At 55.6% G+C, this 25,376-nt stretch carries 29 protein-coding genes; 14 read left to right on the plus strand and 15 right to left on the minus strand.

The window, feature by feature from the left end; translation table 11 throughout:
• Positions 1-348: 348 nt before the first annotated feature.
• Entirely contained in the window at positions 349-549 is a 201-nt protein-coding gene (locus ATW55_RS13225; RefSeq protein WP_067719001.1) for a cold-shock protein, read from the plus strand.
• 170 nt (positions 550-719) lie between these two features.
• Complete coding sequence (locus ATW55_RS13230) at positions 720-2,108, plus strand: aminotransferase (RefSeq protein ID WP_272867087.1); 1,389 nt, start codon at positions 720-722, stop codon at positions 2,106-2,108.
• Here the strand turns inward: ATW55_RS13230 and ATW55_RS13235 are convergent.
• On the minus strand, positions 2,105-2,953 hold the full coding sequence (locus tag ATW55_RS13235; RefSeq protein WP_067718687.1) for an alpha/beta hydrolase family protein: 849 nt from the start codon (positions 2,951-2,953) through the stop codon (positions 2,105-2,107). The two genes, ATW55_RS13230 and ATW55_RS13235, sit on opposite strands and share 4 nt — an antisense overlap.
• A 172-nt stretch (positions 2,954-3,125) precedes the next feature.
• Between ATW55_RS13235 and ATW55_RS13240 the strand changes: the two genes are divergently transcribed.
• On the plus strand, positions 3,126-3,557 hold the full coding sequence (locus tag ATW55_RS13240) for a glycine/sarcosine/betaine reductase selenoprotein B family protein (protein ID WP_082685853.1): 432 nt from the start codon (positions 3,126-3,128) through the stop codon (positions 3,555-3,557).
• Positions 3,558-3,620: 63 nt separating this feature from the next.
• Positions 3,621-3,836, plus strand: coding sequence for a hypothetical protein (locus tag ATW55_RS13245; protein WP_235587136.1), 216 nt, complete (start codon positions 3,621-3,623; stop codon positions 3,834-3,836).
• Positions 3,837-3,885: 49 nt separating this feature from the next.
• Here the strand turns inward: ATW55_RS13245 and ATW55_RS13250 are convergent, their stop codons facing one another.
• The 5 genes from ATW55_RS13250 to ATW55_RS13270 form a co-directional block, all read right to left on the minus strand.
• A complete protein-coding gene (locus ATW55_RS13250) occupies positions 3,886-4,818 on the minus strand; it encodes an ABC transporter permease (RefSeq protein WP_067718692.1) in 933 nt (310 codons plus the stop codon).
• Entirely contained in the window at positions 4,815-5,903 is a 1,089-nt protein-coding gene (locus tag ATW55_RS13255) for an ABC transporter permease (protein WP_067718695.1), read from the minus strand. Before ATW55_RS13255 ends, ATW55_RS13250 begins: the two co-directional genes overlap by 4 nt.
• Positions 5,893-7,419, minus strand: coding sequence for an ABC transporter ATP-binding protein (locus tag ATW55_RS13260; protein WP_067718699.1), 1,527 nt, complete (start codon positions 7,417-7,419; stop codon positions 5,893-5,895). Before ATW55_RS13260 ends, ATW55_RS13255 begins: the two co-directional genes overlap by 11 nt.
• Before the next feature lie 18 nt (positions 7,420-7,437).
• Complete coding sequence (locus tag ATW55_RS13265; RefSeq protein WP_201024994.1) at positions 7,438-8,484, minus strand: BMP family lipoprotein; 1,047 nt, start codon at positions 8,482-8,484, stop codon at positions 7,438-7,440.
• Positions 8,485-8,595: 111 nt separating this feature from the next.
• The gene (locus tag ATW55_RS13270; protein WP_067718705.1) at positions 8,596-8,943 is read right to left on the minus strand and encodes a hypothetical protein; all 348 of its coding nucleotides are present in this window, start codon (positions 8,941-8,943) and stop codon (positions 8,596-8,598) included.
• Positions 8,944-9,110: 167 nt separating this feature from the next.
• On the opposite strand from ATW55_RS13270, the gene ATW55_RS13275 reads away from it, so the two are divergent.
• Positions 9,111-9,455: an EamA family transporter gene (locus tag ATW55_RS13275; protein WP_235587141.1), complete on the plus strand. Its 345-nt coding sequence runs from the start codon at positions 9,111-9,113 to the stop codon at positions 9,453-9,455.
• Here ATW55_RS13275 and ATW55_RS13280 read toward each other — a convergent pair.
• The 3 genes from ATW55_RS13280 to ATW55_RS13290 all read right to left on the minus strand — a co-directional run bounded on the left by ATW55_RS13280 (position 9,409) and on the right by ATW55_RS13290 (position 11,786).
• Positions 9,409-10,815, minus strand: coding sequence for a hypothetical protein (locus ATW55_RS13280; RefSeq protein WP_067718713.1), 1,407 nt, complete (start codon positions 10,813-10,815; stop codon positions 9,409-9,411). The genes ATW55_RS13275 and ATW55_RS13280 overlap by 47 nt on opposite strands.
• Complete coding sequence (locus ATW55_RS13285) at positions 10,812-11,351, minus strand: hypothetical protein (protein WP_153005165.1); 540 nt, start codon at positions 11,349-11,351, stop codon at positions 10,812-10,814. Before ATW55_RS13285 ends, ATW55_RS13280 begins: the two co-directional genes overlap by 4 nt.
• Before the next feature lie 111 nt (positions 11,352-11,462).
• Positions 11,463-11,786 carry a 2Fe-2S iron-sulfur cluster-binding protein gene (locus ATW55_RS13290; RefSeq protein ID WP_067718720.1) on the minus strand — a complete coding sequence of 108 codons (324 nt, stop codon included), beginning with the start codon at positions 11,784-11,786 and terminating at the stop codon, positions 11,463-11,465.
• 99 nt (positions 11,787-11,885) lie between these two features.
• Between ATW55_RS13290 and ATW55_RS13295 the strand changes: the two genes are divergently transcribed.
• The 8 genes from ATW55_RS13295 (at position 11,886) to ATW55_RS13330 (ending at position 19,320) form a co-directional block, all read left to right on the plus strand.
• A complete protein-coding gene (locus ATW55_RS13295) occupies positions 11,886-12,092 on the plus strand; it encodes a hypothetical protein (RefSeq protein WP_067718725.1) in 207 nt (68 codons plus the stop codon).
• 13 nt (positions 12,093-12,105) lie between these two features.
• Positions 12,106-12,597, plus strand: a complete 492-nt coding sequence (locus ATW55_RS13300) for a spore coat protein (RefSeq protein ID WP_067718728.1) — start codon at positions 12,106-12,108, stop codon at positions 12,595-12,597.
• A gap of 155 nt (positions 12,598-12,752) precedes the next feature.
• Positions 12,753-14,441, plus strand: a complete 1,689-nt coding sequence (locus ATW55_RS13305) for a dynamin family protein (protein WP_067718732.1) — start codon at positions 12,753-12,755, stop codon at positions 14,439-14,441.
• The gene (locus tag ATW55_RS13310; RefSeq protein ID WP_067718735.1) at positions 14,438-16,381 is read left to right on the plus strand and encodes a dynamin family protein; all 1,944 of its coding nucleotides are present in this window, start codon (positions 14,438-14,440) and stop codon (positions 16,379-16,381) included. The genes ATW55_RS13305 and ATW55_RS13310 overlap by 4 nt, the downstream gene beginning before the upstream one ends.
• The gene (locus ATW55_RS13315) at positions 16,378-16,782 is read left to right on the plus strand and encodes an acyl-CoA thioesterase (RefSeq protein WP_067718739.1); all 405 of its coding nucleotides are present in this window, start codon (positions 16,378-16,380) and stop codon (positions 16,780-16,782) included. Before ATW55_RS13310 ends, ATW55_RS13315 begins: the two co-directional genes overlap by 4 nt.
• 54 nt (positions 16,783-16,836) lie before the next feature.
• Positions 16,837-17,232 carry a globin gene (locus ATW55_RS13320; RefSeq protein WP_067718742.1) on the plus strand — a complete coding sequence of 132 codons (396 nt, stop codon included), beginning with the start codon at positions 16,837-16,839 and terminating at the stop codon, positions 17,230-17,232.
• Between the two features lie 37 nt (positions 17,233-17,269).
• The gene (locus ATW55_RS13325; protein ID WP_067718745.1) at positions 17,270-18,085 is read left to right on the plus strand and encodes an HAD family hydrolase; all 816 of its coding nucleotides are present in this window, start codon (positions 17,270-17,272) and stop codon (positions 18,083-18,085) included.
• A complete protein-coding gene (locus tag ATW55_RS13330; protein ID WP_067718748.1) occupies positions 18,082-19,320 on the plus strand; it encodes an MFS transporter in 1,239 nt (412 codons plus the stop codon). Before ATW55_RS13325 ends, ATW55_RS13330 begins: the two co-directional genes overlap by 4 nt.
• On the opposite strand, the gene proC is transcribed toward ATW55_RS13330, so the two are convergent.
• Genes proC through ATW55_RS13360 form a run of 6 tightly spaced genes read right to left on the minus strand, consistent with a single transcriptional unit; the run spans position 19,295 to position 23,986 of the window.
• Positions 19,295-20,167, minus strand: a complete 873-nt coding sequence (proC, locus tag ATW55_RS13335; RefSeq protein ID WP_067718751.1) for a pyrroline-5-carboxylate reductase — start codon at positions 20,165-20,167, stop codon at positions 19,295-19,297. The genes ATW55_RS13330 and proC overlap by 26 nt on opposite strands.
• 33 nt (positions 20,168-20,200) lie before the next feature.
• On the minus strand, positions 20,201-20,503 hold the full coding sequence (locus ATW55_RS13340) for a hypothetical protein (protein ID WP_067718754.1): 303 nt from the start codon (positions 20,501-20,503) through the stop codon (positions 20,201-20,203).
• Complete coding sequence (thrB, locus tag ATW55_RS13345; protein WP_067718757.1) at positions 20,449-21,132, minus strand: homoserine kinase; 684 nt, start codon at positions 21,130-21,132, stop codon at positions 20,449-20,451. The genes ATW55_RS13340 and thrB overlap by 55 nt, the downstream gene beginning before the upstream one ends.
• On the minus strand, positions 21,129-22,208 hold the full coding sequence (gene thrC / locus ATW55_RS13350) for a threonine synthase (RefSeq protein ID WP_067718760.1): 1,080 nt from the start codon (positions 22,206-22,208) through the stop codon (positions 21,129-21,131). Before thrC ends, thrB begins: the two co-directional genes overlap by 4 nt.
• Entirely contained in the window at positions 22,205-23,497 is a 1,293-nt protein-coding gene (locus ATW55_RS13355) for a homoserine dehydrogenase (protein ID WP_067718763.1), read from the minus strand. The genes thrC and ATW55_RS13355 overlap by 4 nt, the downstream gene beginning before the upstream one ends.
• A 45-nt stretch (positions 23,498-23,542) precedes the next feature.
• Positions 23,543-23,986, minus strand: coding sequence for an ACT domain-containing protein (locus ATW55_RS13360; protein ID WP_067718769.1), 444 nt, complete (start codon positions 23,984-23,986; stop codon positions 23,543-23,545).
• A gap of 410 nt (positions 23,987-24,396) precedes the next feature.
• Between ATW55_RS13360 and ilvE the strand changes: the two genes are divergently transcribed.
• Entirely contained in the window at positions 24,397-25,275 is an 879-nt protein-coding gene (gene ilvE / locus ATW55_RS13365) for a branched-chain-amino-acid transaminase (RefSeq protein ID WP_067718774.1), read from the plus strand.
• The last annotated feature ends 101 nt before the right edge of the window (positions 25,276-25,376 follow it).

Genomic DNA, 25,376 nt, shown 5'->3' on the forward strand with positions numbered 1-25,376 from the left:
ATCCTGAAGTCTGGTTCTATTTGGCATTCGAATGGTCCCCGTGGTCGACCAACTGGGAAAAAGATGCGTGGGGCCTGCTGAGTGATCGCGGGGACTGGACATTTCAACCTTTGTATGCAATAATGGCTTAGACGAACACAGCAGTCTTTTTCTTGAAAACCGAACGGTATAGGGAACGTCATGGCAGAGCGTCATGCTCTTGTTCCTGAATTACGGTGGTATTTCTCGGACAGTGTAAGAACTTAGCATGACTCGCCGCAAGGCAGTAGCATGGTTGAGTCAACACCTGATGACTCTGTGGTCGCAATACCTGAAGGTGCCGCCATGGGCGGTGTAGGAGGCTATACGATGCAAGAAGGAATCGTGAAGTGGTTTAACGCAGAGAAAGGGTACGGCTTTATCGAAGTGCCTGGCGGCGACGATGTGTTTGTACACTACAGTGCTATCCTTGGCGACGGCTACAAAGCTCTCGACGAAGGACAACGCGTTTCGTTCGAAGTCGTTCGCGGCAATCGCGGACTTCAAGCGGCAAACGTTTCTAAACTGTAAGTTAAACGAGCAAATGAGAGCCGTGCGAGAAATCGCACGGTTTTTTGCTGTATAGGCATTCCAAGCTATGAAAAACTGCGTTATGATAGGGGGGCAGGGACAACGCGTCTTTTGACATGAGTTGCTGAAACGGGACCTACATACACATGATTGGAAAGGAGTGTTGCGGATTGGCAGAGTTGCTGTCTGAAAATAAAGCGCTTACATGGATTGAGCGCGACCGTGAACACATGTGGCATCACATGCAGCCGTTTGCGAGCAGTCAGAATCCGATGATCGTTGCGCGCGCAGAGCGGGCAACACTCTATGACGTAGAGGGAAACGCGTATCTTGACGCGATGTCCGGGCTCTGGTGCATGAATCTCGGCTATTCAGAGCGTGCGCTGGCGGATGCAGCATATGAACAGATGGTCACGATGCCGTACTATCCGCTTTCGCAGAGTCATCTCAAAGCGATCGAAATCAGTGAAAAAATCAGTGATTGGCTGGGAGGAAAGCACCACATTTTTCTCTCAAACAGTGGGACGGAAGCAAACGAAACTGCACTAAAAATTGCGCGTCAATACCACGCTTTGCGCGGTGAAGGCACGCGTTACAAGGTCATTTCGCGCTATCGTGCATATCACGGCAACGCAGGCAGCGCGCTTGCCGCGACCGGCCAGTCGATTCGCAAGCAAAATTATGAACCGCTCACGCCGGGTTTCTTGCATGTTCCTCCGCCGTATTGTTATCGTTGTCCGTTCGGACAAAAAGAGGATAGCTGTCAACTTGAATGCGCGTCATACTACGATCAGGTGATGACGTGGGAGGGCAGTGACACCGTTGCGGCGGTGATCCTGGAACCTGTCATCACGGGTGGCGGCGTCCTTGTGCCAAAGCCTGGGTATCTTGAAAAGGTGCGCGAGATCTGTGACAAACACGGCGTCTTGATGATTGTGGATGAGGTGATCTGTGGCTTCTATCGCTCGGGCGAACGATTTGGACATCAGAACTTTCATGTGAAACCGGATATTGTGACGATGGCAAAAGGGATCACCAGCGGATATCTTCCTTTGGCGGCAACGGCTGTTCGCGACGAGATCTTCAATGTTTTCAAAGGGCAAGGAGAATTTACACACCTGCGCCACCTGAATACGTTTGGCGGCAACCCGTCTGCGTGCGCGGTTGCGGCGAAGACGCTTGAACTGATGGAAGAGCGGCAGATCGGGACGCGGGTGCGCGCGCTTATGGAGCGAATGAATGAGCGCCTTGAACGATTGCGGGATGTTCCGCTCGTTGGAGACGTTCGCTCTTTTGGATTTCTCGCAGGGGTTGAATTGGTCTCAAACCGGGCAGACAAGACACCGCTTGATCCGACGGTTATGGGACGCGTTTTGGCGCATTGCAAACAGCGCGGTGTGATTGTCGGGCGCAATGGGGATACTGTCCCCGAAGGGAACAATGTATTGACGCTGTCCCCGCCGTTTATTGTGACCGATGAAGAGCTCGACCGTATCTTTGACGCAATTGAAAGTGCGCTGCACACGGTGGCGGATGAGTATAGGGAGTGGGCCTTTTAAAGACTGTCTTGTTGTAACGATAAAACGTGCGTCATGGACCATGTAAACATGGTGCGCGCGAGGTTTTCCCACGGTTCATCCGCCATGTGATGACCGACGTCTTTGAGTAAGAGGAGGTCGCAGGGAATTCCTGCGGCCTCTGCGCGCGTTTTTAATAGCGTTGCGTGGTGCGCGTCAACTTGTACGTCGCACAACCCCTGCACAATCAGAAGCGGCACCCGCAATTGGTCGATCACTTCAATAGGAGAGCGCATGCGGTAGCCGCGTGGGTGTGTCTCGGGTGGTCCGCCGATGATGCGGCGCAACATTTTTTGCAGATCGGGGCGGTCGTGGTATGTGAGCGCCAGGTCTGCAACACCGCCGTGTGAGATGACACTGCGCGCAGACGGCTTTTCAATCGCGGTGAAGATCGCCAGCGGTCCACCGCGCGAGAAACCGTAAATGGTGATCTTATCGGTACTGACAAGCGAGCAGGTAGCAAGCAGGTCGAATGCCCCGAAGGCGTCGCGGCGATCATGTAGGCCAAAGTCTTCGCGCCCCTCTGTGCCTTCATTGCCGCGATACGTCGGTGCAAAGACGATCTGGCCCTGGCGAGCAAACCGTTCGAGCCAGGTCATCTTAACCATCCCAGCCTTGCGCATCCCGCCGCGCAAATAAAGAAATCCCGGATGTTTTTGTGGTGTGTGCAAAAAGGATTTTGGCAGCGCGAGGTAGCCAGTCTGAAGAAGCTCGTCTGCATAGAATTTCAAGTGAAAAAGCAAAATGCCATCTTCTGTGGCCGGACGCTCTTCAACGTGTGCGACGATGTCGCGCTGAAGGTGAGAAAGCAGCCACGCACTGTACATCGCGGAACCCTCCTGTATCATGCAGATACGAATAACGTGTGACGAGAGGTCGAGGTGTAGACTTTTCCTTCTGAGGGAAAAACTTTACAATGGATCTAGGGCTATTTTGTCCTGATTTCGATCATACCAAAATCGTTGTATCCATGCTTTAGGCGAGAAAGGAAGGAATCTTGTGTCTATCCAGCTTTCAAGAAAGGCGATCCCTTATACACCTGTCTCAAAGCCGCTCTCTGAGATGACCTTGATGATCGTATCGACAGCCGGGGTCCATCTCAAAACGCAGGAGGCGTTTGACACGGCGGGCGATACGACCTATCGCGTAATCCCGGGCGATGTTTCGGTTGCAGATCTCACGGTAACACACGGCGCACCCAAGGCGGAGTACGATACGGATGAGCCCAAAAAAGACTTGAACACCATTTTCCCGATCGATCGTCTGCGTGCGTTTGCCAAAGAAGGTATCATCAAAGACGTGGCCGAAAAGCACATCACAATGATGGGGTATGCGATGCGGCTCAACGAAATCAATGCTGTGACGGTCCCGGCGATTGCGAAAGAAGTGGATCGCTCGCGGGCGGATGCGGTTTTGCTCACGGCAGGCTGACCCCTTTGTCATCGGACCGTGGTCACGGTTCAGCGCGCAATTGAGATGATTGGGATTCCGACGGTGTTGATCACCCTTGATGTGGATCAGTCGGGGCTTATGCGCCCATCCCGCGCAATTCACCCGACAGGGTTTCGCTTCGGGCATTCGCTTGGAAAACCAGGCGATGAAAATACGCAGCGATTGGTGCTTCAGGCGGCGCTCGATCGTTTGCTTGAACCTGGTGAACCAGGCAGAATCAAGACGATCGATTTTCCCTCGTACGAGTCATTTAAATGAGAAAAAAAGGCTGCCGCGCGAGAGCGGGCAGCCTTTTTTTGAGAGATTCTCATTTACTCGGGGCGTAAGGAATACCGTCCGCAGCAGGCGCGCGGCTACGCCCAACGAGTCCTGTCAGCGCGATGATGGTCAGTGCGTAGGGGAGCATCGATACGAGATTCGCCGATATTCCCACGTTTTGCAATGCGATGCTAAGTGCCGTTGCAAATCCGAAGAGAAGCGCTGCACCAAATGATCCAAGGGGTGTCCACTTGCCAAAAATCATGGCGGCAAGCGCGATGTATCCGCGCCCGTTCGTCATGTTGACATCAAACGCGTTGAGCAAGCCGATGGACAGATAGACGCCACCAAGGCCTGAAAGTAGTCCGCCGATAAACACGCCGAGATAGCGAATGCGCGCGACATGAATGCCAACGGTGTCTGCGGCCTCGGGGTTTTCGCCGACGGCGCGCATGCGCAGCCCGAGTTTTGTGTGAAAAAGAACATACTGGCTTCCGGCAACGATCAAAAGCATCAGGTAAACGACCACGTCATGATGGCCAAGAATGGGGCCGATAAACGGGATCGTCGACAGAAAGGGAATCGTGATGGTGGGTAGAAATGGCGTATTGGTGGGCGTTCCGTTATAGCCATACACCGTGTTTAGCAAAAATGCTGTGAGGCCTGACGCAAACAGGTTGAGCGCCATGCCGACGATCACCTGATCGGATTGCAGGCGAATCGCGGTGAAAGCAAGCGCAAGCGACAGGATACCTCCTGCGAGCATTCCGGCGAGAAGACCAAGCCACGCCTGTTGCGTCGCGGCGGCGACCATGACGGCAAAAAAAGCGCCGACGAGCATGTTGCCTTCCATCGCGATGTTGACGACACCCGTTCGCTCTGAAAAGGTTCCCCCGATCGCGGGGAGTGCAAGCGGTGTCGCCATGGATATGGTCGCCGCATACAGCTCAGGGTTTGTAAAGATTTGTGCAATCGCGCTCATCCTTGTTCCGTCCTTTCAAGCGACCTTCCGCGTACGCGCGAGCGAATGCGACTGAATCCGTAGGCGTAGAGACGGTCTGCCGCGACAAAAAAGACGATGATCCCAGTGATCACATCGGTCATGTTCGCGGAGACGCCAGAGTTTATCTGCATCGTCTGACTGCCGACAGAGAGTGCGGAAAAGAAAATCCCGGCGAGAATCACCGCATAAGGGTTGTTGCGCGCAAGCAGCGAGACGACAATTCCGGTGTAGCCAAATCCGGAGGAAACCGAGTCATTGAGCTGTTGGTCGACACCAAGCATCTGTACGCCCCCTGCAAGCCCAGCAAGCAGGCCGCTTAGGCCAAGCGACAGGATCGTAAAGCGCGTCACGCTCATGCCTGCGTACTTGGCGGCGGAAGGGTTGTGGCCAACGGTTCGCAGGCGATAGCCAAACGTCGTGCGAAACAGCACGATGTGCGTAAGAATGGCTGCGGCGAGCGCGATGAGAAAGCCGGATGACAAGGTTGCGTTGGCAAAGACCCCGGTCGAAGGAAAGAGATTCGGCAGTGCGGCACTCGCGGCAATCGGTCTTGACTGCGGCACGAAACCAGGCGCCATCATTGGACCTTGCTCCAAAAGATAATGGACAAAAAAGATCGCGATGTAACTCAGCATCATCGTCGTGATGACCTCGTGCGCGCCGACAAGAGATTTCGTGAGGCCGGGAATCACGCCGCCCCATAGCGCCCCCGCCAACATCGCGCCAAGCAGTGCAAGAGAGATGTGCAGGATCGGGGTGAGCGTCGGAAAGTGATACCCAATAAAGACGGCGACAATTGCGCCCATCCAGTATTGTCCCTCGGCACCAATGTTAAAAAGTCCCGCGCGAAACGCTACGGCAATTCCGAGTCCCACGAGGATGAGTGGCACGGCGGAGGTGAGTGTGTTGCCAAGTGCCGACGCGCTGCCAAATGCCCCGACAAGCAAAGCGTCATAGGCGTTGAGTGGATTGTACCCTGATACGAGCATGATGATCGCTCCAAGAATAAGGCCAGTCAGCACGGCGTACAGGGGGACAGTCAACTGCTTTAGTTTACTTTTCATGGTGCACCTCCTGTGCGTCTGGATGCGTGCCGGTCATGGCCAGCCCAATTGCGTCGCGCGACGCGCCTTCGCCCGGGAGTGTTGTGACGACGCTGCCAGCGTGCAGGACACAGATGCGGTCGGAGAGTGCGAGAATTTCGTCCAGTTCAAGTGATACGAGCAAGATGGCGCTGCCCAGGTCGCGGATTTTTTCGAGCTCATGGTGGATGCTTTCGATGGCGCCGACGTCAAGCCCACGGGTTGGCTGAACGGCGATGAGCAGGCGCGGGGAGCGTGACACTTCGCGCGCAAGGATCACTTTTTGTTGATTGCCGCCAGACAGACTCTGTGCGGCAGCGTCAGGCTCGGGGGGCCGCACGTCAAAACGCTTGAGAAGCTCGCGCGCCTGTGCCTGTGCGCTGTGCGGGGTGAGCCAACCGCGCTTTGCGTAAGGTGGTTTTAGGTCGCGCAGCATCAGGTTTTCCGTCAGGGTAAAAGGGAGGACGAGCCCGTCGCGCTGACGGTCTTGCGGCACGTAGCTGATGCCGGCTTTGATGCGGTCGGAGACCGTATCGCGCGTGATGTCTCTGCCCGCAAAACGAATGGAACCGTTCACTGCGCTGCGCATGCCGACGATTGCCTCAACCAATTCGGTCTGTCCGTTGCCGTCAACCCCCGCAATCCCGAGAATTTCTCCTGCGCGAAGTTCAAAAGAGACGCGTTTTACGGCTTGCAACTTGCGGTCATCAAGAACGGAGAGATCAGATACATGCAAAATGACATCGCCTGGATGACTGGCGGTGGTGCGTGCGTTTAGCGCCACTTCGCGGCCGACCATCAATGTGGCGAGCTCGCTGGCGCTTGACGAGGCGATCGGCTGGGACAGGAGCGTTTTTCCCGCGCGCATCACAGTTACCGTGTCGGCGATGGCGCGGACTTCGTCGAGTTTGTGTGAAATAAAGACGATCGGAATGCCATCTTCTTTTAGTTTTCGCAGCACGACAAAAAGATCTTCGGTCTCTTGCGGCGTCAAAACGGCCGTCGGTTCATCGAGAATCAGGATGCGCGCCTGCCGATAGAGCGCTTTGACGATCTCCACGCGCTGCTGCATGCCGACGGAGAGATCCTCTACGCGCGCGTTTGGATCAAGTGGCAATCCGACGCGCTCAGACAATTCCTTCACCTTTTGCACGGCGAGCCGCTTAGGAAAGTGAAACCCGCCCGGCTCACTGCCAAGCACAACATTTTCCGCTACGCTAAGCGCCGGGATGAGCATAAAATGCTGATGAACAACACCAATGCCCGCGCGAATCGCTTCGCGCGGGCTCGAAAAGGTGACCACTTTATCATTGAGGATGATCTCGCCGGAATCTGGTTGGTACAATCCGCTGACCATCTTGATCAGCGTGGATTTGCCCGCGCCGTTTTCTCCGAGGATTGCGTGCGTTTCTCCCGCTGCAATGTGCAGTGTGACATCGTCATTCGCGATGACACCAGGGAACGTCTTGCGCAAGTGGTTTATAGAAAGCGTTGTCACTCATGAACCTCCTCCACCTTACGAGAGCGTCGAGGGTGGCGTAATTTTTCCGGACTCGATCAGTGACGCATAGTGGTTCACCTGTGCGATGATGGAAGCAGGTACGGCCTTGATCGGCGGGGCGTATCCGACGCCTTTGTTTTTCAGGTCAAACGTTACGATGCCCGATTTGAATTGATGGTGCAAGGCTTGTCCGATCACGGTTTCCGTCGCGACATCAACCGCTTTGAGCGCAGAGGTCATCACGGTTTGCGGGGCTAGGTAGTTTTGGTTTGCGTCGACGCCGATGGCAAAGACATTGTGCTGTTTTGCCGCTGTGATTGCGCCGTTGCCAGTCGCACCTGCGACCGGGAAAACGATATCCGCGCCGTTTGAGATCTGCTGATTGGCAATCGCTTCACCAGTGGCCGGGTCCGTAAAGGAATTGGCCCATCCGACGAGGACGTTTGCACTCGGGTCAACCTTTTTCACGCCTGCGACAAAGCCTGCCATGTAGCTCTCCACAGGCGGAATCTGCATGCCGCCAATGGTGCCTACAGTGTTTTTATTGTTAATCTGTGGGATGCCTTTTTGTTTTTCCATAAGACCTGACATGACGCCGACTAGGTACCCACACTCTTGTGTGTTAAACAAGGCAGATGCGACATTCGGGCGGTTGGTAATCGCGTCGTCAATGATCAAAAACTTCGTTTTGGGGAATTTTTTCGAAACCGATTGGACAGCCGAATCCATCAGGTAACCGACAGCGATGACCAGGTTGTCTCCCGCTTGCGCGAAATTGGTCAGGTTGGTGACATAGTCACTCGTCTGGTGCGACTGAACGACAGATCCTGAGATGCCGTACTTTGCTTCTGCCGCTTGCAGGCCAACGTAGGCCAGGTGGTTGAAGCTGTGGTCGTTTAGACCGCCGACGTCTGTGACAAGTCCCACTTTAAAACTTGCGTTGCTAGGCGTCGTGGGTGTGTTTCCCGCAGGTGGTGTTGTCGTGTTCTGCGTTCCGCAACCTGCCAAAAGCAGGGAGAGTGCCACGAGACCCGTGGCAGATCGTGCAAGGGTACGATTCAAGATAAGACCTCTTTTCTGAATGGTTTTGAAGAGCTTCGTCTTCCTATTTCTCAGATGGACAGATCTACTATAATCTTCCGCCCATAAATCGTCAAAAATCGACCTTCTGTCTCATTTTTCACGATCGTGATGCTCTTGTTGTTTAGGCGTGTCATGCTCGATGTGTGCGTCAGGCTGTGTCCGGAAAAGGATGTTCAAGTCATTGATGCGACTGGCATAATCTGTAACCTGATCCATCAGGGAGAGGGTTTGCCCCCACTCCTCTTCGTGGTGAAGTAGGCCCTGCAGTTCCTCGATTTTTGCTTCAAACAAGGAGATGCGCGAAGGGATCGCACCGCGTACGCGCTCCCAATGCTCCAAAATTTTTTCGCGCTCCGTCACGCTGATCTCACTCCACTCGCGAGAGAGTGACGGAATTTCAAGGTCAAGGCGCGGGTCGTACGTAAACCATGCATTCATGTGAAATTTCCCCCGTTTCATCCGTTTTTATGAGTTTGTTGCGCTTTTACAAAACTTGCGATAGCCAACGCCTTCTGCGATAAAGTAAACTAAAAACCGTGACTGATCGCGTGTGACGCGTCGGCAGGACCATTTCTTTTTGGAAAGCAGGCGGACGTTTGGTTATCATGCTCGTTTTGGCAAACGTGATTTTGCTCGTCACAGGACAAGTACTTTTTAAGCTGGGACTCAACCGCATGGGCGTACTTACGCTTCAAAACGCGTTCCATGTCTTTGTCTCCCCACTGATTCTTACAGGACTTTTTCTCTATGTCCTCGCCACGCTCCTTTGGTTTGCGGTTCTGTCGCGCGCGCAATTGAGCGCTGTATATCCGCTGCAAAGCATTTCTTACATACTCGGTCTGGCTGTTTCGGTATGGATCCTGCACGAGGATGTATCACTCACGCGCTGGATCGGAGCGATTGTCATCTTGCTTGGTGTCGTGCTTGTGACATGGTCGCCAAAGCTTTAGCCGGTTTTTCATCATAGAGCGCAAAGTAAAGGCCTGCGCTAATCAGCGGATCGATGCGTAACAGATAGCGGTCGAGGCTTGATGCGTGGAGTGCCTCGAAGGATGAAAAGACAGTCATATACGCTGTGAAGAGATAGGCGAATTGTGCAAAGACAACCGCAAGAAGAAACCAGAGTGCGCGGCTTCGCGACGCGAAGGCAGCCCAGACCAGAAATGGATAGGCAGCCACGATCGGGTAAACGCGAAGGTTTGTGACGGTCGTCCACATGGCGCCAAGGACGTGCGACATAAAGGGCCATGGCAGACGCGCGCTGACGCGCGAGAGTGTGAGTCGAGTTCCCCAACCCGCGAGGGTGGGGTGGTGAAACAAATAGAAGTTCCACAAAAGAATGGGAAGCGCCGCGCTCACGTAGATGAGCAGGCGTTTTTTTTCACGCAAGGCTGAGCGTGTTTGCCGTGCGCTGAAAAGAAAAAATACTGCGAGGGTGAAGCCTGCGACCATCCATCCGTCGACGCGCAAAAAGGCGGAGAATAAAAGCAGGATGACACCCGTGTTCAAATCGCGGCTGTCTTTTGTTCGCACGGCGAAGGCGAGATAGATGACACCGGGTGTGTACAGGTCGACATACGGCATTTCTCCGTATGCGAGGATGGTAAAAAGATCATACGATTGGCACCCCCAAACGGTCAATGCCAAAAGGATCAGAATTCGATTTGTCGTCAGTCTATAGCGTTTGAAAAGGCCCCATTCCACAGTGAGTGCGCCCAGAAAATAGAACGGGGCGATCCACTTGGCGTGTTGAATCGAGATATCCCCTTGCAGGACGTTATTCCACGCTACGAGTTCAGGAAATCCCGGCGGGTAACTTCCGTACGCGTTTGCGAGTAGAGCGTGGACGTTGCCGCCCGTCACCGTGAGCACCTTGGCGGCATACATCCAATAGGAGTATTCGTCCCAGCCAAAAAGGCGTGTGTGAATGCCGATGATGACAAAGGCGGCAAACGCAAGCAGCGAGGCGGCGCTAAGAAGTGCACTGATGCGCACTTTGGTTTTTTGACGCGGCGCGCGACGTGACCGCGCGGGCGCCCACAGCGCATGGATTTCGCGCAATAGGAACCAGACGAGTGAGGCGAGCGCGAGAACGGTGACACCGCCGCGAAAGAATACGCCGGCGCCTGTTTTGGCAAGGGGCAGGATGAGCAGGTAGGCGTTTGCAAAAAAGAGGAGAAACGGCAGCAAGACAGATCCGCAGAGGATGGCCAACCCGAGGCGTTCGAGTCGATTCATATGCGCAAAAAAGGGATCGAGCAAAAGACCGATGCCAATTACAGTTAGAATGAAAAGAAGTGTAGGAATCATGGCAAGGTAACCTGCTTTATCACGTGAAATGATGAATTGAATTGAGCGTTTGCGCGAAGAGATTGTGGATTCTTTACTTGAAACAGGATAAGCAACCCTCTGCTGGCGGAAGGTTTGAATCCAAGCAGTGACAAAAATTTTGGATGGTGCAGTGCGATGATATAGCGAACGTGATGCCGGCGAATGATGCTGGCAAGTCCTTTGCGTGTCGCGAAAACGGATGAATCCCAGACATCTCCGCCGGCGTTTGGGCGACGCCACGACCAGTACGGCACAAAGGTCATCGGGTAGAGCAGGTAAGCGACGCGGTAATAATTGTCCCCACCGTCTTTTCCATTGAGGTAGAGCACGGTTGTCGTCTCACGCACAGGGAGTGTGCGCGAGACGATCTGTGCGACATAGCGTGCCTCTGCGTCAGGCGGGGCGCTTGCGGCAAGGGATGTGTCGATCCTTTGCGTGAGGGTGATAAAGCCCGAGCCGGTCAACCAGAGAATGGCGAGTGAGAGAATCATCGTTTTTGTAAAGGGCGATCTCAAGAAAAACATCCTCATCTCACGGACAAATGATCAAAGCAATCGGTGCGAAAAAGACAGACGATTGGGGCGGTGGCGCGTGGATCGCCATTGTCCAAAGCGCGTCAATGATCGTTACGCGGTAGGGCGCGGACCGGCATCCATGTTGGCTGTCGCAACCGTCAGCACTGGACGGACGGTCAAGTCGCTGTGCGCGCGAATTTGGCAGGAGAGCCGATACTGTCCGTCTGGATGCCCCTTCTTGCCGAGGATCTCGAGTTCCGGTGCCTCGGGAGGGGTGGGGGTTCCTGCCAGGATTTCGACCCGGCATGTCGTGCAGCGGGCGTTGCCGCCGCAGCGGTGCAAAATGTCGACGCCGTGATCTTCTAGCGCCAAGACCAATTTTGTTCCATCTTCAACTTCAAAGGACGGGCCATTTTCGACAGTGATTCGTGGCATGGGTGATCTTCCTCTCGGTGTGTATAAAACTTTTTGACGCATGGATAGTATAGCCAAAGCGTGGAAAACTAGCGAGGACATTACAAGAGGAGGATGCCCATGCAAGCCCTAACGACCAAAGAGCTGAACTATCTTGATGACCTGTTGGGTGGTGAAGCGCTTTTGGCAAAAACGTGCGCGGCGGCACTGCAGACCGCGATGCAGCAGGATGTTCACCAGTTTTTGCACCACGCCGTCGTAGAGCATCAGCGCAGGCATGATGAACTCATGCATGTCCTAACGTCACACCAAAACGCAGCCCGCTAAAAGGAGGCCCTTCATGCAACAGACGATGAATCGAATTCCGTATGGAATGGATTTTCGCGACACGGCGATGCAGATGGAAATAAAGGATCGCTTTCACGCCATCATTCTCTTATTGAAACACAACATTCGCGAGTACGCCACTGCGGTGACGGAAGCGAGTTGTCCGATGGTGCGTCAGACCCTGCAGCGCCTGCTTTATGAAACGATTGCAGAACAGGCGGAGTGTTATCAAGTCATGCGCCGGCAGGGGTGGTATCCGCCGGGCGCCACAGCGTCTCGGGATGATGTCATGCGCTCGATCCAGAATAACCAGCAGGCCGCGCAAGAAATCGCGCAAGCGGTCGCCAAAACAGGGATGCGTTCGAGCGTTGGCGCGACGTACACGCCCGCGACGGATCGCTATGGATATGAGACAGCACACACAAATGGCATGCAGCATCAACACGCGTATCAGCCTCAGGGAACGTATGCAGGGCAGCAAAATGTGCGCGGGGAAACATTCTAGGTTTGCAAACAAAAGGGTTTAGAAAGGCAGGCGTCAGCGACAAGCTGAAGCCTGCCTTTCTTGCAGTTTGCCAGGCATTCCGTCGATTAGTAAACTAGAGAGAACAAAGGTGAATGGCAAGTGCGTGACATGTGGAGAACAAGGGAGTTTTTGGTTTGAACCATGGGGTGATCGAGATAGAGCCAGGCGTTGCGGCAAAGAACAATCCTGTAGATACGCTCGCAAGCAGGATGGGGCAACTCGCGACACTTGCGCAGGAAAACGGCGATCAACAACGCATCGATCGCGTAGCAATGCTCCTTGAAAAACGCCGGACACAGGATCGGCATATTGTTTTTCTCGGCCATTTTTCTGCGGGAAAATCGAGTCTCATGAATGCACTCTCAGGCGTGCCGTTGCCAACGAGCCCGCTGCCGACCAGTGCCAATCTTGTGTTTGTCAGTCACGGCGAGCCGCGCGTTGCGGCCTTTTTTCGCGGTGGCGCGCGCGCAGAGCGGGTAGGGAATGACGATGAGGCAAACCGGATGCTCGCAGCGTGGTCGACAGACGCGCAGGACGTCGTGCGTGTGGAGGTAACGCTTCCTATTGACCTCCCGGCCCACGTTGTGCTGGTTGACACGCCGGGCGTAGATTCGACAGACGCGCGTCACGAAGAGGCGGCAAGCCATGCGCTTTTTCTCGCGGATGTGCTCGTCTTTGTGACAGACTATAACCATGTTCTCGCAGAGGATCATCTGCGCCTGTTGCGCAGCTTTATGAAATTGAATCGTCCGCTCTTTTTTGTTGTCAATCAGATTGATAAACACAACGCGTGGGAACTTCCTTTTGCGTCGTTTGCTGAAAACGTCCGCGCGACGCTTGAAGATGAGGGGATGGACGCTTCTTTTGTATACTTTGTCAGCGCGCTTCACCCTGAGGTGCCTGACTGCGAGCTCTCTGCGTTTAAGCATGAACTCGGTGCTGTGCTTGATGCGCGCGATGAGTGTGCGCGCTTTCTTCCGGCGCTTGCACAATTGCTTGAAGAACATCGCAGGTGGTGTGTCGAACAGGCAAACTCCGACAGCGCGACGGCACTGTCGGAGCTTCCGAATATGGAGGATGAATTGGACGGGACGGATCGATCAGGGGAGGAACCCCTGGCTCGTTTGAAGGCTCTGGTGCGTGCGTGTCAAGCTGCGCAGGAGTGTGTCAAAAACGCGCAGGAGGTGTGCGAAAAGCGCATTTCAGCTTTTCAGGGGGCGCTTGACGCGGTTGTCAATCAGGCGATTTTGTTACCCTACAGCACGACAGAGTTAGCCGTTCGCTTTGTGGAATCGCAGGCGCCAAATTTTCGCGTCGGGGTGTTGTCGACACGCGCGAAAGTGCAGCGCGAGCGGGAGATGCGCCTCACGGCGCTTGTCGATGATGTCGCAGAAAAATTTCGGACAGGGATCATCGCGCATCTTCGGCAGATCGATCTTCAAGCATTGCAGGAGGGCGTTTCCTTTCCAGAAGAAAGCGCGAGGCTGTTTAATCGGCTCGAACAGTGTGTCCATTCGGCATGGCTTGCATCCCACCTTGCGCAAGGCGCTTTAACAACGGCGAGTTATGGCTATCAGTACGCGAAAACCGTTGATGCCGCGTTGCGCACCGCCGCACACGCAGTGACAAGGGAGCTTACTTCACTATATGAAAATGCTCTCAAAGAGAAAATGAATGAACAGACAAAATCTGCACGCGCGCTGCTTGAGCGGGTGGGACAACGCCTGCCAACACTCTTTGCAATCGAGGAGACCGCAGCATCGCGCGCTGCGGCTTGCGCCGCGCTTAAAGAGGCCTGGCAAGAAGGGGGGATCGCGCCATGAATAAAGAAACCCTGCGCATTGCAGAGCGTCTCGCTCGCGTATCGACGCTGCTTGCAAACACAGACCTTGAATCGCTTCGTGCGAACCTCTCGCAGCGTGCAGAGCGATTGCTCAATCAAGAGTCAACGATCGCAGTGTTCGGCGCGTTTTCCGCGGGCAAATCGTCTCTTATCAATGCGCTCGTTTTGCGCAATCTCTTGCCGGTCTCGCCAAATCCTACAACAGCCTCCATCAATCGCATCATGCCGCCGACAGACGAGTTTCCTCACGAGACGGTTCGCGTTTTTATGAAGTCTGCTGCGCAGGTGCAAGACGAGGTTGCAAACGCCTTGCAACACCTTGGGCTTCCAGTCGTCGATCTCTCAGAGATCCCGCGCGTCATCGCGTCGATTGTGCGCTCCGAGCTGCAGCCAGAAAAGCGCGCCTACGACAGCTTTTTGCGTTCGCTCGCGCGTGGACTGACACGGGATCGGCCATTTGCCGGCGAGGTGCGAAATGTGCCCTTGAGCGAGTTTCCAACTTATGTCGCGCGCGAAGACCGTGCGGTATGGGTTGAGCGTATCGATCTCTACCTCGATTCACCGTTTGCCAAACTGGGCGTGACGCTTGTGGACACGCCCGGTTCAAACTCGATTCACGCGCGGCACACCGACCTTGCGTTTCAATTCATGCGCGACGCGGATGCGACTGTGTTTGTCACGTATTACAACCACGCCTTCGCAAAGCCTGATCGCTCCTTTTTGCGACAATTGGGCATGGTGAAGGATGCTCTTGATACGGATTCGATGCTCTTTGTCATCAATGCTTCTGACCTTGCGGCGACACCTGATGAAACGGGGCAGGTCGTGTCTTATGTGCGTCAAGAACTGCAAAAGCTCGGTGTGCGCACACCGCAGATCTATCCGCTTTCAAGTCAACTCGCCATGTTTGCCGCGATGATTGACAGCGACACGTTTCCGGAGGAAGCAACTGGAGCGCTGCGTAAGCGCCTTCATTTGGCGCCGGATGAACCCCTTCCATCGGTTGAAGAGATGAAGGGGCGTTCGGGGATTACACCGTTTTATGAGGCGCTCGTCGCGCTCGCCGTGCACCGCCTGCGCGATGAATCACACAGGCGCGCAAAGGCAGAGCTCACGCGCGCCGCGTCACGCCTTGAGGCAGGAATTGCAGCGCTTGGCGCGCAGATTGAACAGGGTGACACCTATCAGCGCAAGCGTCTCGAAGAAAGCTACGCATTTGTTGCGCAAATGGATGAGGATCTGGCGATCGAAGCGATGCGCTTAAAGGCAGAAGGCGAGGAGTTGTTTCATCACGCATTGCAGCGCGTCCGCTTTGCGTTGCCAGAACTCAGCGCGGGAGCGTTTCACGTCTCGACACTGCGCAGCGGCTCGCGGGATGAGGCGGATCAGGCGTATCGCGCGTGGCGCAGCGATGTCGCAGAGCGTGCGACGCAAGAGGCGCGCGCGACTTCCCTGCGGCTTTTGCGCATGGTCGACCAAGGGAGGGGGCGCCGGCTTCAGGCCCATCTTGATTTTTGTGCACGTGAAGGCCTTGTCGGTCAGGAAACGCTAGAAAAAGCGCCTGACTACCCAGTACCCACCGCACTTGCGATAGATAGCGCTCCTGACGTGGAGCGTGCGGTACAGCGCGCGGTGCGCGACATTCAGGCGTTTATCGAAGGGGCCGGAAGAAGCCAGCTTGCGCCGATTCTTGAGGCGCAGGCCGTGAATTGTGTAGAGTCGTATTTTCTTTCGGTCTTGCGCGGTTTCATTGATGTGCACAGCGAGCAATCGCGGACCGAACGGGCTGACTATCTTATGATCGTGCAGCAGGCGCAGGCACCTGTGCGGGATGGCGAGTTGAGGCAGCGACAAGAGCGCTTGCTCGCCGCGCGCGCTGCATGGCCTGATGAGCGGGAAGCGTTGGAGGGGTTTGAATGAATGAATCGCGGATCACACTGGTCGTTCGCTCAACGGAGATTGATATCAATGGTCACGTCAACAACGCGAAGTATTTAGAATACCTCGAGTGGGGTCGGGAAGACTTTTACGAGCGTGCAATGCTTGATTACGAAACGCTTTTTCAGTTGGGCGTCATCACCGTTTCGGCCAACATTTCGATCAACTATCGACGCGAGGCAAAACAAAATGACGTGCTCACTGTGATTACACGCCCTGGACAACTGGGGAACAAAAGCTTTGTTTTTCATCAGACCATCCTGCGCGAGGCGGATGACACGCTGATTGCTGACGCGTCTGTGACGCTTGTGACGGTGGATACAAAAACGCGCAAAAGTACGCCGCTTCCGGCGCGGTTGCGTGCGGTGTTGCAGGGTGACTGAGTTTTAAGATGACGGTTTCACGAGACATGGTTACTACGGGAAGAGGCGGGTATTATGCAAGGTTCACCCTATGAGAAAATCGGTGGGGAAGAGACGATTGCGCGTTTGGTCGACGCTTTTTACCCACGCGTCGTTGAGCACGAAGATTTGAAGCCAATCTTTCCGCAAGACATCAAACCAGTGCGCGACAAACAGTTTCTCTTTTTGACGCAGTTTTTGGGCGGGCCTCCACTCTACTCTACCATGTACGGTCACCCGATGCTGCGCGCGCGGCACATGCCGCATGAAATCACGCCAAAGCGCGCCGCCGCGTGGCTCTCCTGCATGCGCGAGGCGATGGATGAGATTGGACTCGCGGGTGAGATGCGCAGCTTCATTGAAGAACGCCTTACCATGACGGCACATCACATGGTCAATCGACCTGATGATGAGACAGAAAAGCCGGTCTAGGTGCACGGCGTCAGGCGTATACAACCGTGAGGAGTGAGTGACGATTCTTGAACAAGTGACGTTTGATTTGGACGGAACGCTTGCGGATGCGCCGTTTGAGCGGTTGGTTCTCCCGCATGTCTATAAAGAGCTCTTGCGACTGGGCATCGCGCAGCCGCAAGAGCGGTTATTTAAGGAGCAGTTGCGGAGGTTTGAAGAAGAGCGGCGGGTTGACGCGTTTCACTGGGACGATCTTGTGCTGCAGGTTTTGCGAGCAGAAGGGATTGAGGCGTCGCTTGTGATGGCTGAACTCATCGAGCGCGAGGACGTCGCCAAGGCGCTCAGCGAGGAACGGCTGTTTCCTGATGTGATTGCGGGACTGCGCGCGATTCGCGCGCTTGGGTTTGGCATCTCTGTCTTGACGAATGGACACGCGCGCTATCAGCGCGCGGTATTCGCCAAGATGGGCGTATCCGATCTGTTTGATGTGATTGTCGGCCCTGATATCTTAGGCACCTCAAAACCCAATCCTGCGGTTTTTTCTCACGAAAGCTTGACACTTCCTGTGCGCATGCACGTCGGAGACTTGCTGACACAAGATGTGGCAGTTGCGAAAAATGCAGGAATCCGCGGTGTCATGGTGGCGCGGCCGCGGCAGACGGTGGAAGGATTTGATCGCCTGCGCGCGTACACGCCCGCAGAGCGCCCACACGTAGCGCTCACATCCGGTCTATTGCTGCGGCAGTACGAAAAGGAGCACCGCTATCTAGCCCGCCCGCTGCCAGCGGCCGCGCTCACTAAAGACAGTGCTGCGTTTCCTGATGCGATCGTGTTTTCACTTGAAGAACTGCCTGCCCTTTTGTGCACACCATGAGCAAAGACTCAAACGCGCGTCAGGCGTACACAATCGTTTTGTTCATCTTTTTCACGACGTCTCTTGTCGAGTCGTTGGTGGTGTCTCATTTAAACGCTTTTCTTCCGGTCTACTTACATCAGGATCTCGCTGTTTCACAAAAAAACGTCCCGATTTTTCTGGCGCTCTCCACGGCCATCGAGTTTGTTCTCGGTCTACCGCTTGTGCCTTTTTGGGGGGTGTGGGCGGACAAATTCAGCCGCAAGTGGGTGATTGCGCGAAGCGCCTATGTAGAAGCGCTTGTGTTTTTTATGATCGGTGCGTCGCACTCTGTTGTGATGTTTGTCATATCACTGCTTTTTGTCGGATTTCAACTGGGGAATACAGGTGTCATGCTCTCGGCAATCCGCGATGTGGCGCCCGCCAAGCGCACTGGTTTTGCAATCGCGCTCTTTGGCCTGGCGAGCCCGCTTGGCTTTGCGCTCGGGCCGCTCATGGGAAGCTTTCTGGTTGAACACACGGGACTTGGCCTGCATGGCTTATTCATGCTTGACGGCGTTCTCTCGGCTGGGACAGGCGTGCTCGTCTCTGCGCTGTTTCGCGAGGTGCGGCCTAAAGCGCCGCCGCAGGGTCGCACCATCGATCTCGCACTGCGCGCGGTTTCACGCGTCTTTACCTCACCGCGCATCAGGAAACTGTTCATCATCTTTGGTCTGGTGATTCTGGGGCGGCAGATGGTCTCGCCATTTATACCGCTCTTAGTCATCCACCTGCACCCCATGCGCTATGGTCAACTCAGCGCCATTGGCCTCGTGACGGGAACCTCCGCGCTTGCTGGCGCCGCGATTTCCCCGCTTGCCGGCGCGCTTGGGGACCGCATCGGGTTTCGCCGCGTCCTGTTTGTTTCTGTGTTGGTCATGGCCGCGAGCTTCTTTCTTATGGCCGTCTCCCAGAGCGTCCTCGCGCTGGCCGCGCTGAGCCTGTTTTTTTCTGCCGCGAACAGCATCAACTTTGCGATGATTTTTTCCATGCTCGCAACGACGCTGAGCGACGAGGAGCGAACGCCCGCGCTAAACCTGGTGTACGTCCCACTTTATATCTCAGGGATCATCGGCCCCATCCTCGCGGGCGCAATCGCCCGCACCGATCTCGCGCTCGTATTCATCGCGGCCGGCGTCATGGCGCTCATCGGAGCGTGGGTGGTCTATCTAACGCGTACGCGCACGGTGGTCATGACTCCTGAGCCTCGCGCGTGAACTCATCGCCAAGTTCTGCCGAGCGTTCTGTCGCGCGCTTGATCGCGGCGCGCACGGCGTCTGTAAACGAGTACGCGTCAAGCACTGCGAGGCCGGCCATCGTCGTGCCGTTGGGAGACGTCACTTGTTTTCGCAGCGCAGTCGGTGGCGCCACGCGCTCACGCAGCATCTGCGCTGCGCCAAACAACGTTTCAACCACAAGCTCTGTCGCGGTATGCGGATCAAGACCAACGTCGATGCCCCCTTGTGTCATCGCCTCGGCGAGGTAGTACACATACGCAGGACCGCTGCCAGACAGGCCGGTCACCGCGTTTAAAAGCGACTCGTCAAGTGGATATGCGCGTCCCACTGCACTGAGCAGCGTGCGGACGACGGCTTCGTCCTCTGGTGTGCAGGCGTGACTCAGCGCGTAACCTGTCGCGGAACAGAGGACGACACTCGAGGTGTTAGGCATCGCGCGCACAATCCGCTTGCGGGAGCGATCCAGACATCCCTTGGCCGTCGTGAGCGACGATTCGATCGTCGCAATGGAGACACCGGCTGCAATCGAGACGTATAACACATCCCGTGGAACAAACGGCGCGATGGTTGTGAGCGCGGTTGGTACGTCGCGCGGTTTCGTGCAAATCAAAATGACATCGACATGCGCGAGCGCATCAGATGCCAGTGCGTACGTGTTTACACCGTAGCGCAATTGAAGCTCCTCAAGGCGAGAGCGGTTTCCCCGGTTCGTCACATGAATTTGCTCAGGTCGGGCGACGCCGGTCGTGGTGAGACCGCGGATGAGTGCCTCCGCGATCGCACCTGCGCCAAGAAACCCAAGGTGCAGCGTTCCTAACGCTTTCACATTCGTTCACCCCTTGATGTGTATCATTTTGTCTCAGTGTGTCTGTAAGGGCGTCTTTTCCATCTTTACGTGTACATAGGCGCCTGTGGTCGTCGTTGGCAGAACGCGTGCGACGGCAGCGCTGCCCGTCTGTTCAAACGCGCTGACCATCGCTTGCGCCACGTTTTGCGCAGGATCGCCTGCCTCAACGACGGCGAGCAGGGTGGGGCCTGCGCCGCTTAGCACCGTGCCGATGGCACCTGCGCTTTGCGCCGCATGGTACACTTCGTCAAATCCTGGAATCAGGTGTTTGCGCGCGTCTTGGTGCAGGCGATCGGCGAGCGCGCGGCGCAACAATGGCAGATTGCCTGTGGTGAGTGCCGCAGTAAGGAACTCGCATGCGCCACGTTAAAGATGGCGTCTGCGCGCGCGACACGATCCGGCAGCACACCACGCGCGGTCTCTGTGAGCAGCGGGAATCTGGGAGTGACCGCGACAAACGTGAGATTGTCGCGAATCGGCAGGTTGACGTGTGTGACAGCGTGTTGATCAAGATACGCAAGGACAGCGCCGCCCAAAAAAGCAGGCGCGACATTGTCTGGATGGCCCTCATCTTCGACGGCGATGCGCAGTAGCTGTGCGCTTGAAAAAGGGGAGTCGAGAAAGTGGTTTGCGGTGAGCAAACCGCCTACGAGTGCGGCCGCGCTTGAACCGAGTCCCGCCGCGATCGGAATGCGGTTGACCATGCGCAGATGAACGCCGCGAAACGGCTGCCCCGCGCGCTCGTACATCATTTTCATGCAGCGGATGAAGAGGTTCGTTTCATCGCGCGGCAGAGTGTCGGCGCCCACACCTTCAATCTCGATGCGCAGATCGTCAGCCGGCGTTGCGTGAAATTCATTCCAAAGATCAAGTGCGATGCCCATACAGTCAAACCCTGGTCCGAGATTGGCGCTCGTCGCAGGCACATAGATGCTGACGTTCACGATTTTCCCTCCACAATGGCGCGCCAAACGGCGTTGCGGGATGCTTCTACCGTGCGCGTGGCCACACGTTGGGAAGAGACTGCCGTATCCGGGTCTTTTAAGCCGTTCCCTGTCAGGACGCAGACAATTTTATCATCAGGTGAAAAAGGCAAACTCGTGGCGCGCTTTAGGATACCGGCGATCGGCGCGGCTGAGGCCGGCTCTGCAAAGACGCCTTCGCGCTTTGCAAGCAGCCTGTACGCGTCAAGAATTTCTTCGTCCGTTACGGCCGCGATCGCGCCGCGGCTGTCGGCTAGCGCGCGGTTTGCAAGCTGCCAGCTCGCCGGATTGCCGATGCGAATCGCAGTCGCAATCGTGTCGGGTTTTTCTACGATGTGGCCACTCACAATCGGCGCGGCGCCCGCCGCCTGAAAGCCAAGCATATGCGGCACGCCGGACTGTCTCGCTTGATCCCACTCGACAAAGCCCATGTGATACGCGGAGATGTTTCCGGCATTGCCGACAGGGATCGCCAGGTAATCAGGCGCCTTGCCAAGCGTTTCAACCAGTTCAAACGCGGCAGTTTTTTGCCCCTGCAAGCGGTAGGGGTTGACGGAGTTTACAAGGGTGATCGGCTCGCTTGCCGCGACGTCGCGCACGATCGTGAGCGCCTCGTCAAAGTTGCCTGCGATGCTGATGACCTCGGCGCCGTAGGCGAGCGCCTGTGCGAGTTTGCCGAGTGCGACGTAGCCGGCTGGGATGATCACGACACAGCGCAGTCCGGCGCGCGCGGCGTACGCCGCAGCGGCGGCAGACGTGTTTCCAGTGGATGCGCAGATAACCGCCTGGCTACCTTCTTCGATCGCTTTGGCAATCGCCATGACCATGCCGCGGTCTTTGAAAGAACCTGTTGGATTGGCGCCTTCGTATTTGAGATAGACCTGCGCCTGTACGCGCTCTGAGAGATAGGGCGCAGGAATGAGTGGGGTGTCTCCTTCGCAAAGGCTTAGTGAGGGGGTCTTATCCGTCACGGGAAGGTCTTTTGCAAAGCGGGCGAGAATACCGGATCGCTTGCTTTGCTCGGTGGACTGATTCACGCATTGACACTCCTTTCGACAGGCATGATGCAGTGAATGGTTGTGACATCAGGATGGGCCTCTAGCTGTTTTAATGCTGCGCGCAGATGCCGCGCGTGGACATCGTGTGTGACAATGACGATCTCTGCGCTGTGCGCCGCGACACGTTTTTGCAGGACCGTCTCCATACTCACGCCGTGATCGCCAAAAACGCCTGCAATTTTGGCGAATACGCCCGGTTGGTCATTTGCCGAGAGGCGGATGTAGTGGCTTGCGGATTCCGCGCGCTCTTGATCGACTGGCTTATGGGGGCGGGGGTGTGGTGCATACCCGCCATTTTGCGGTTGCCGCATCGTTTTTAGCACCTCGATGGCATCGCCGACGACGGCGCTCGCCGTCGGCAGCGCGCCAGCCCCTCTTCCAAAAAACATCAGGTCACCCGCCGCGTCACCGCGCACAAACAGCGCGTTGTACGAACCTGAGACGTGCGCCAAGGGGTGGCTTTTTGGGATCAGTGTTGGACGTACGTGCAGGGTGAGCGCGCCGTCTCGCTCCGTTCCGACGGCGAGCAATTTGATCACGCTGCCCAGTTCATGCGCGTATGCGATGTCGCGCGCGGTGATCTTGCGGATCCCGGTGACTTCGACGTCACTCAGGCTGACACGGGTGTAGAATGCGATCGACGCGAGAATGGTCAGCTTGCGCGCGGCGTCAAGCCCATCGACATCGCTGCTCGGGTCACTCTCTGCATAGCCGAGGTCTTGCGCCTCTTTTAGCACCTCATCAAAGTCAGCGCCCGTCTCCGTCATCTTGGAGAGGATGTAGTTGGTTGTTCCATTGACGATTCCTTTGAGATCGGAGATCGCATTTGCCGTGAGGCTCTCTTGCAGCGGTCGAATAAGCGGAATCGCGCCGCCGACGGCCGCCTCGTAAAGCACCGTGACGCCGGCTGCGTCGGCGGCCTCCAAGATCTCTTCGCCACAGAGCGCGATCAGGTCTTTGTTGGCTGTAATGACGTGCTTCCCTCGTGCAATCGCCTCCAGAATAAACGTCCGCGCAGGCTCAATGCCGCCAATGGTTTCGATGATGATGCGAATCGACGCATCGCCGAGCACGACGTCTGGATCGTTTGTCAGCATATCCTCTGCCAGGGAGACAGAGCGCTCCTTGTGCACGTCGCGCACGAGTACGCGCGCAATGATGGGTTCCCACCCGGTCAGACTCTGCAGGCGCTGCTTTCTCCTGCGCATCAATTCAATGACGCCACCGCCGACCGTTCCACACCCTAACAATCCGATTCGCTGTTCCATGACTTGTCTTCCTTTCACGATTCCCATGATGATCGCCGTATTCCGTTATGAACCCTGTCCGACCATGACGACCTGGCTGACGCCTGCAACCTCGCGGAGGATCTGCAGGAGATCGTCAAGTGTCGCGTCGAGCGTGTGCGTATCCACAGAGAGGATAACCGTTGCGATGCCTTGCAGTGGCAGGGATTGATTGATCGTCAAAATGTTGCCGTGTTTTGCGGCGACGGTATTGAGCACGGTCGAGAGGACGCCTGGCTTGTGTTCAAGTGTTAGAGCAATCGTGACAATCTTTCCGCTCATCGCCTCGGAAAACGGCCGCACGGTGTCTTTGTATTTGTAGTATGCGCTGCGCGAGAGGCCGATGGCGCGCACCGCTTCAAGGACACTCATGTCGCGCCGCCGCGTCAAGAGCTCGGTCACAAGCGTTGTCTTTTGAATGACCTCAGGCAAGTTTGAGCGACGGATTAAAAAATAGGGGTCTTCTGACATGGCGACCTCCTGTCGTCCATAAATGATGAACAAATGTCCTATTGGTACGGACAATATACGATGAATCGCGAGTGTTTCGCAAGTCTGTTCACACACTGCACACATTCATCCGTGACAATAAACGAAAAACGACTGGTTGACAGGCATTCTTATCTTGACCACTCCCGCTTCTGTACCGTACAATAAGTTAAATTTTTAACATTGTGCGTCAGGAGGATGTCTAGGGTTCCGCCTTTGGGGTCAGGACCGAGCGACATCGCACTCATAGCATTTAGGGTGTACACCTTGGGGATAAAAGCCCCGCGGCAGGTTCTGACTCGCGATCGTCTCTTCGGCGTTCGCGGGTGCCTGACGCGGGGCTTTATCTCTTGAGCAATGGACGCAACATTCAAAGTAAGGGATGGGAACGGATGGATGCCGATCGGAAAATCTACCTAAACGGCCAACTCGTGCCAAAAGAACAGGCGGTCGTTTCCGTCTTTGACCACGGATTTCTCTACGGGGACGGGATTTTTGAGGGGATTCGCATTTATGACGGTGTCATCTTTCGGCTCGATGAACACCTTGAGAGGCTTTATGATTCGGCAAAGTCAATCCTTCTTGACATTCCCTTGACGTTTGAAGAAATGGCGAGCGCGGTGCTTGACACGGTGCGCGCAAACGGCCTGCAAAACGGCTATATTCGATTGGTTATTTCGCGGGGGCCAGGGGATCTCGGGCTTGATCCGCGCAGTTGCCCGCGCGCAAACATTGTCATCATAGCGGATACGATTCAACTCTTCCCGCAAAAATTTTATGAAGAGGGTTTGAAAATTGTTACGGTGCCGACGCGCCGGAACCCGGTTGGAGCGCTCAACCCGCAGATCAAGTCGCTTAACTATCTGAACAGTGTCCTCGTCAAGATTGAGGCGGCAAACGCTGGGTGCCTCGAAGCGCTCACGGTCAATGCGGAAGGGTATGTATGCGAAGGTTCAGGCGATAACGTTTTTATCGTTAAGAAAGGGCGCGTATACACACCGCCGGTCTATCTGGGGGCGCTTGATGGCATCACGCGCCGCTCGATCATTGACCTTTGCGAAAAATTGGCCATTCCTCTGCAAGAGTCACCGTTTACGCGTCACGATGTGTTTGTGGCGGATGAGGTCTTTTTGACAGGGACAGCGGCGGAATTGATCCCCGTTGTTGAAGTGGATCGGCGAACGATTGGCAGTGGTGTTCCAGGCGAGATCACAAAACGCTTGCACCGTGCGTTTCACGAGTTAGTCCGTTTGGATGGTCGACGACTTTAAGTGCGCGATCCTTCATATGAATCAGGCAGGCGTAGAGAAAAAGAGATTGAGTCAAGAGAGAGTGCATTTTGAGAGGAAAGGGGAGAACACCAGTGAGTGCG

Origin of the sequence: Ferroacidibacillus organovorans (assembly GCF_001516615.1) — a bacterium.
In the GTDB taxonomy this organism is placed as follows: Bacteria; Bacillota; Bacilli; order Alicyclobacillales; family SLC66; genus Ferroacidibacillus; species Ferroacidibacillus ferrooxidans_B.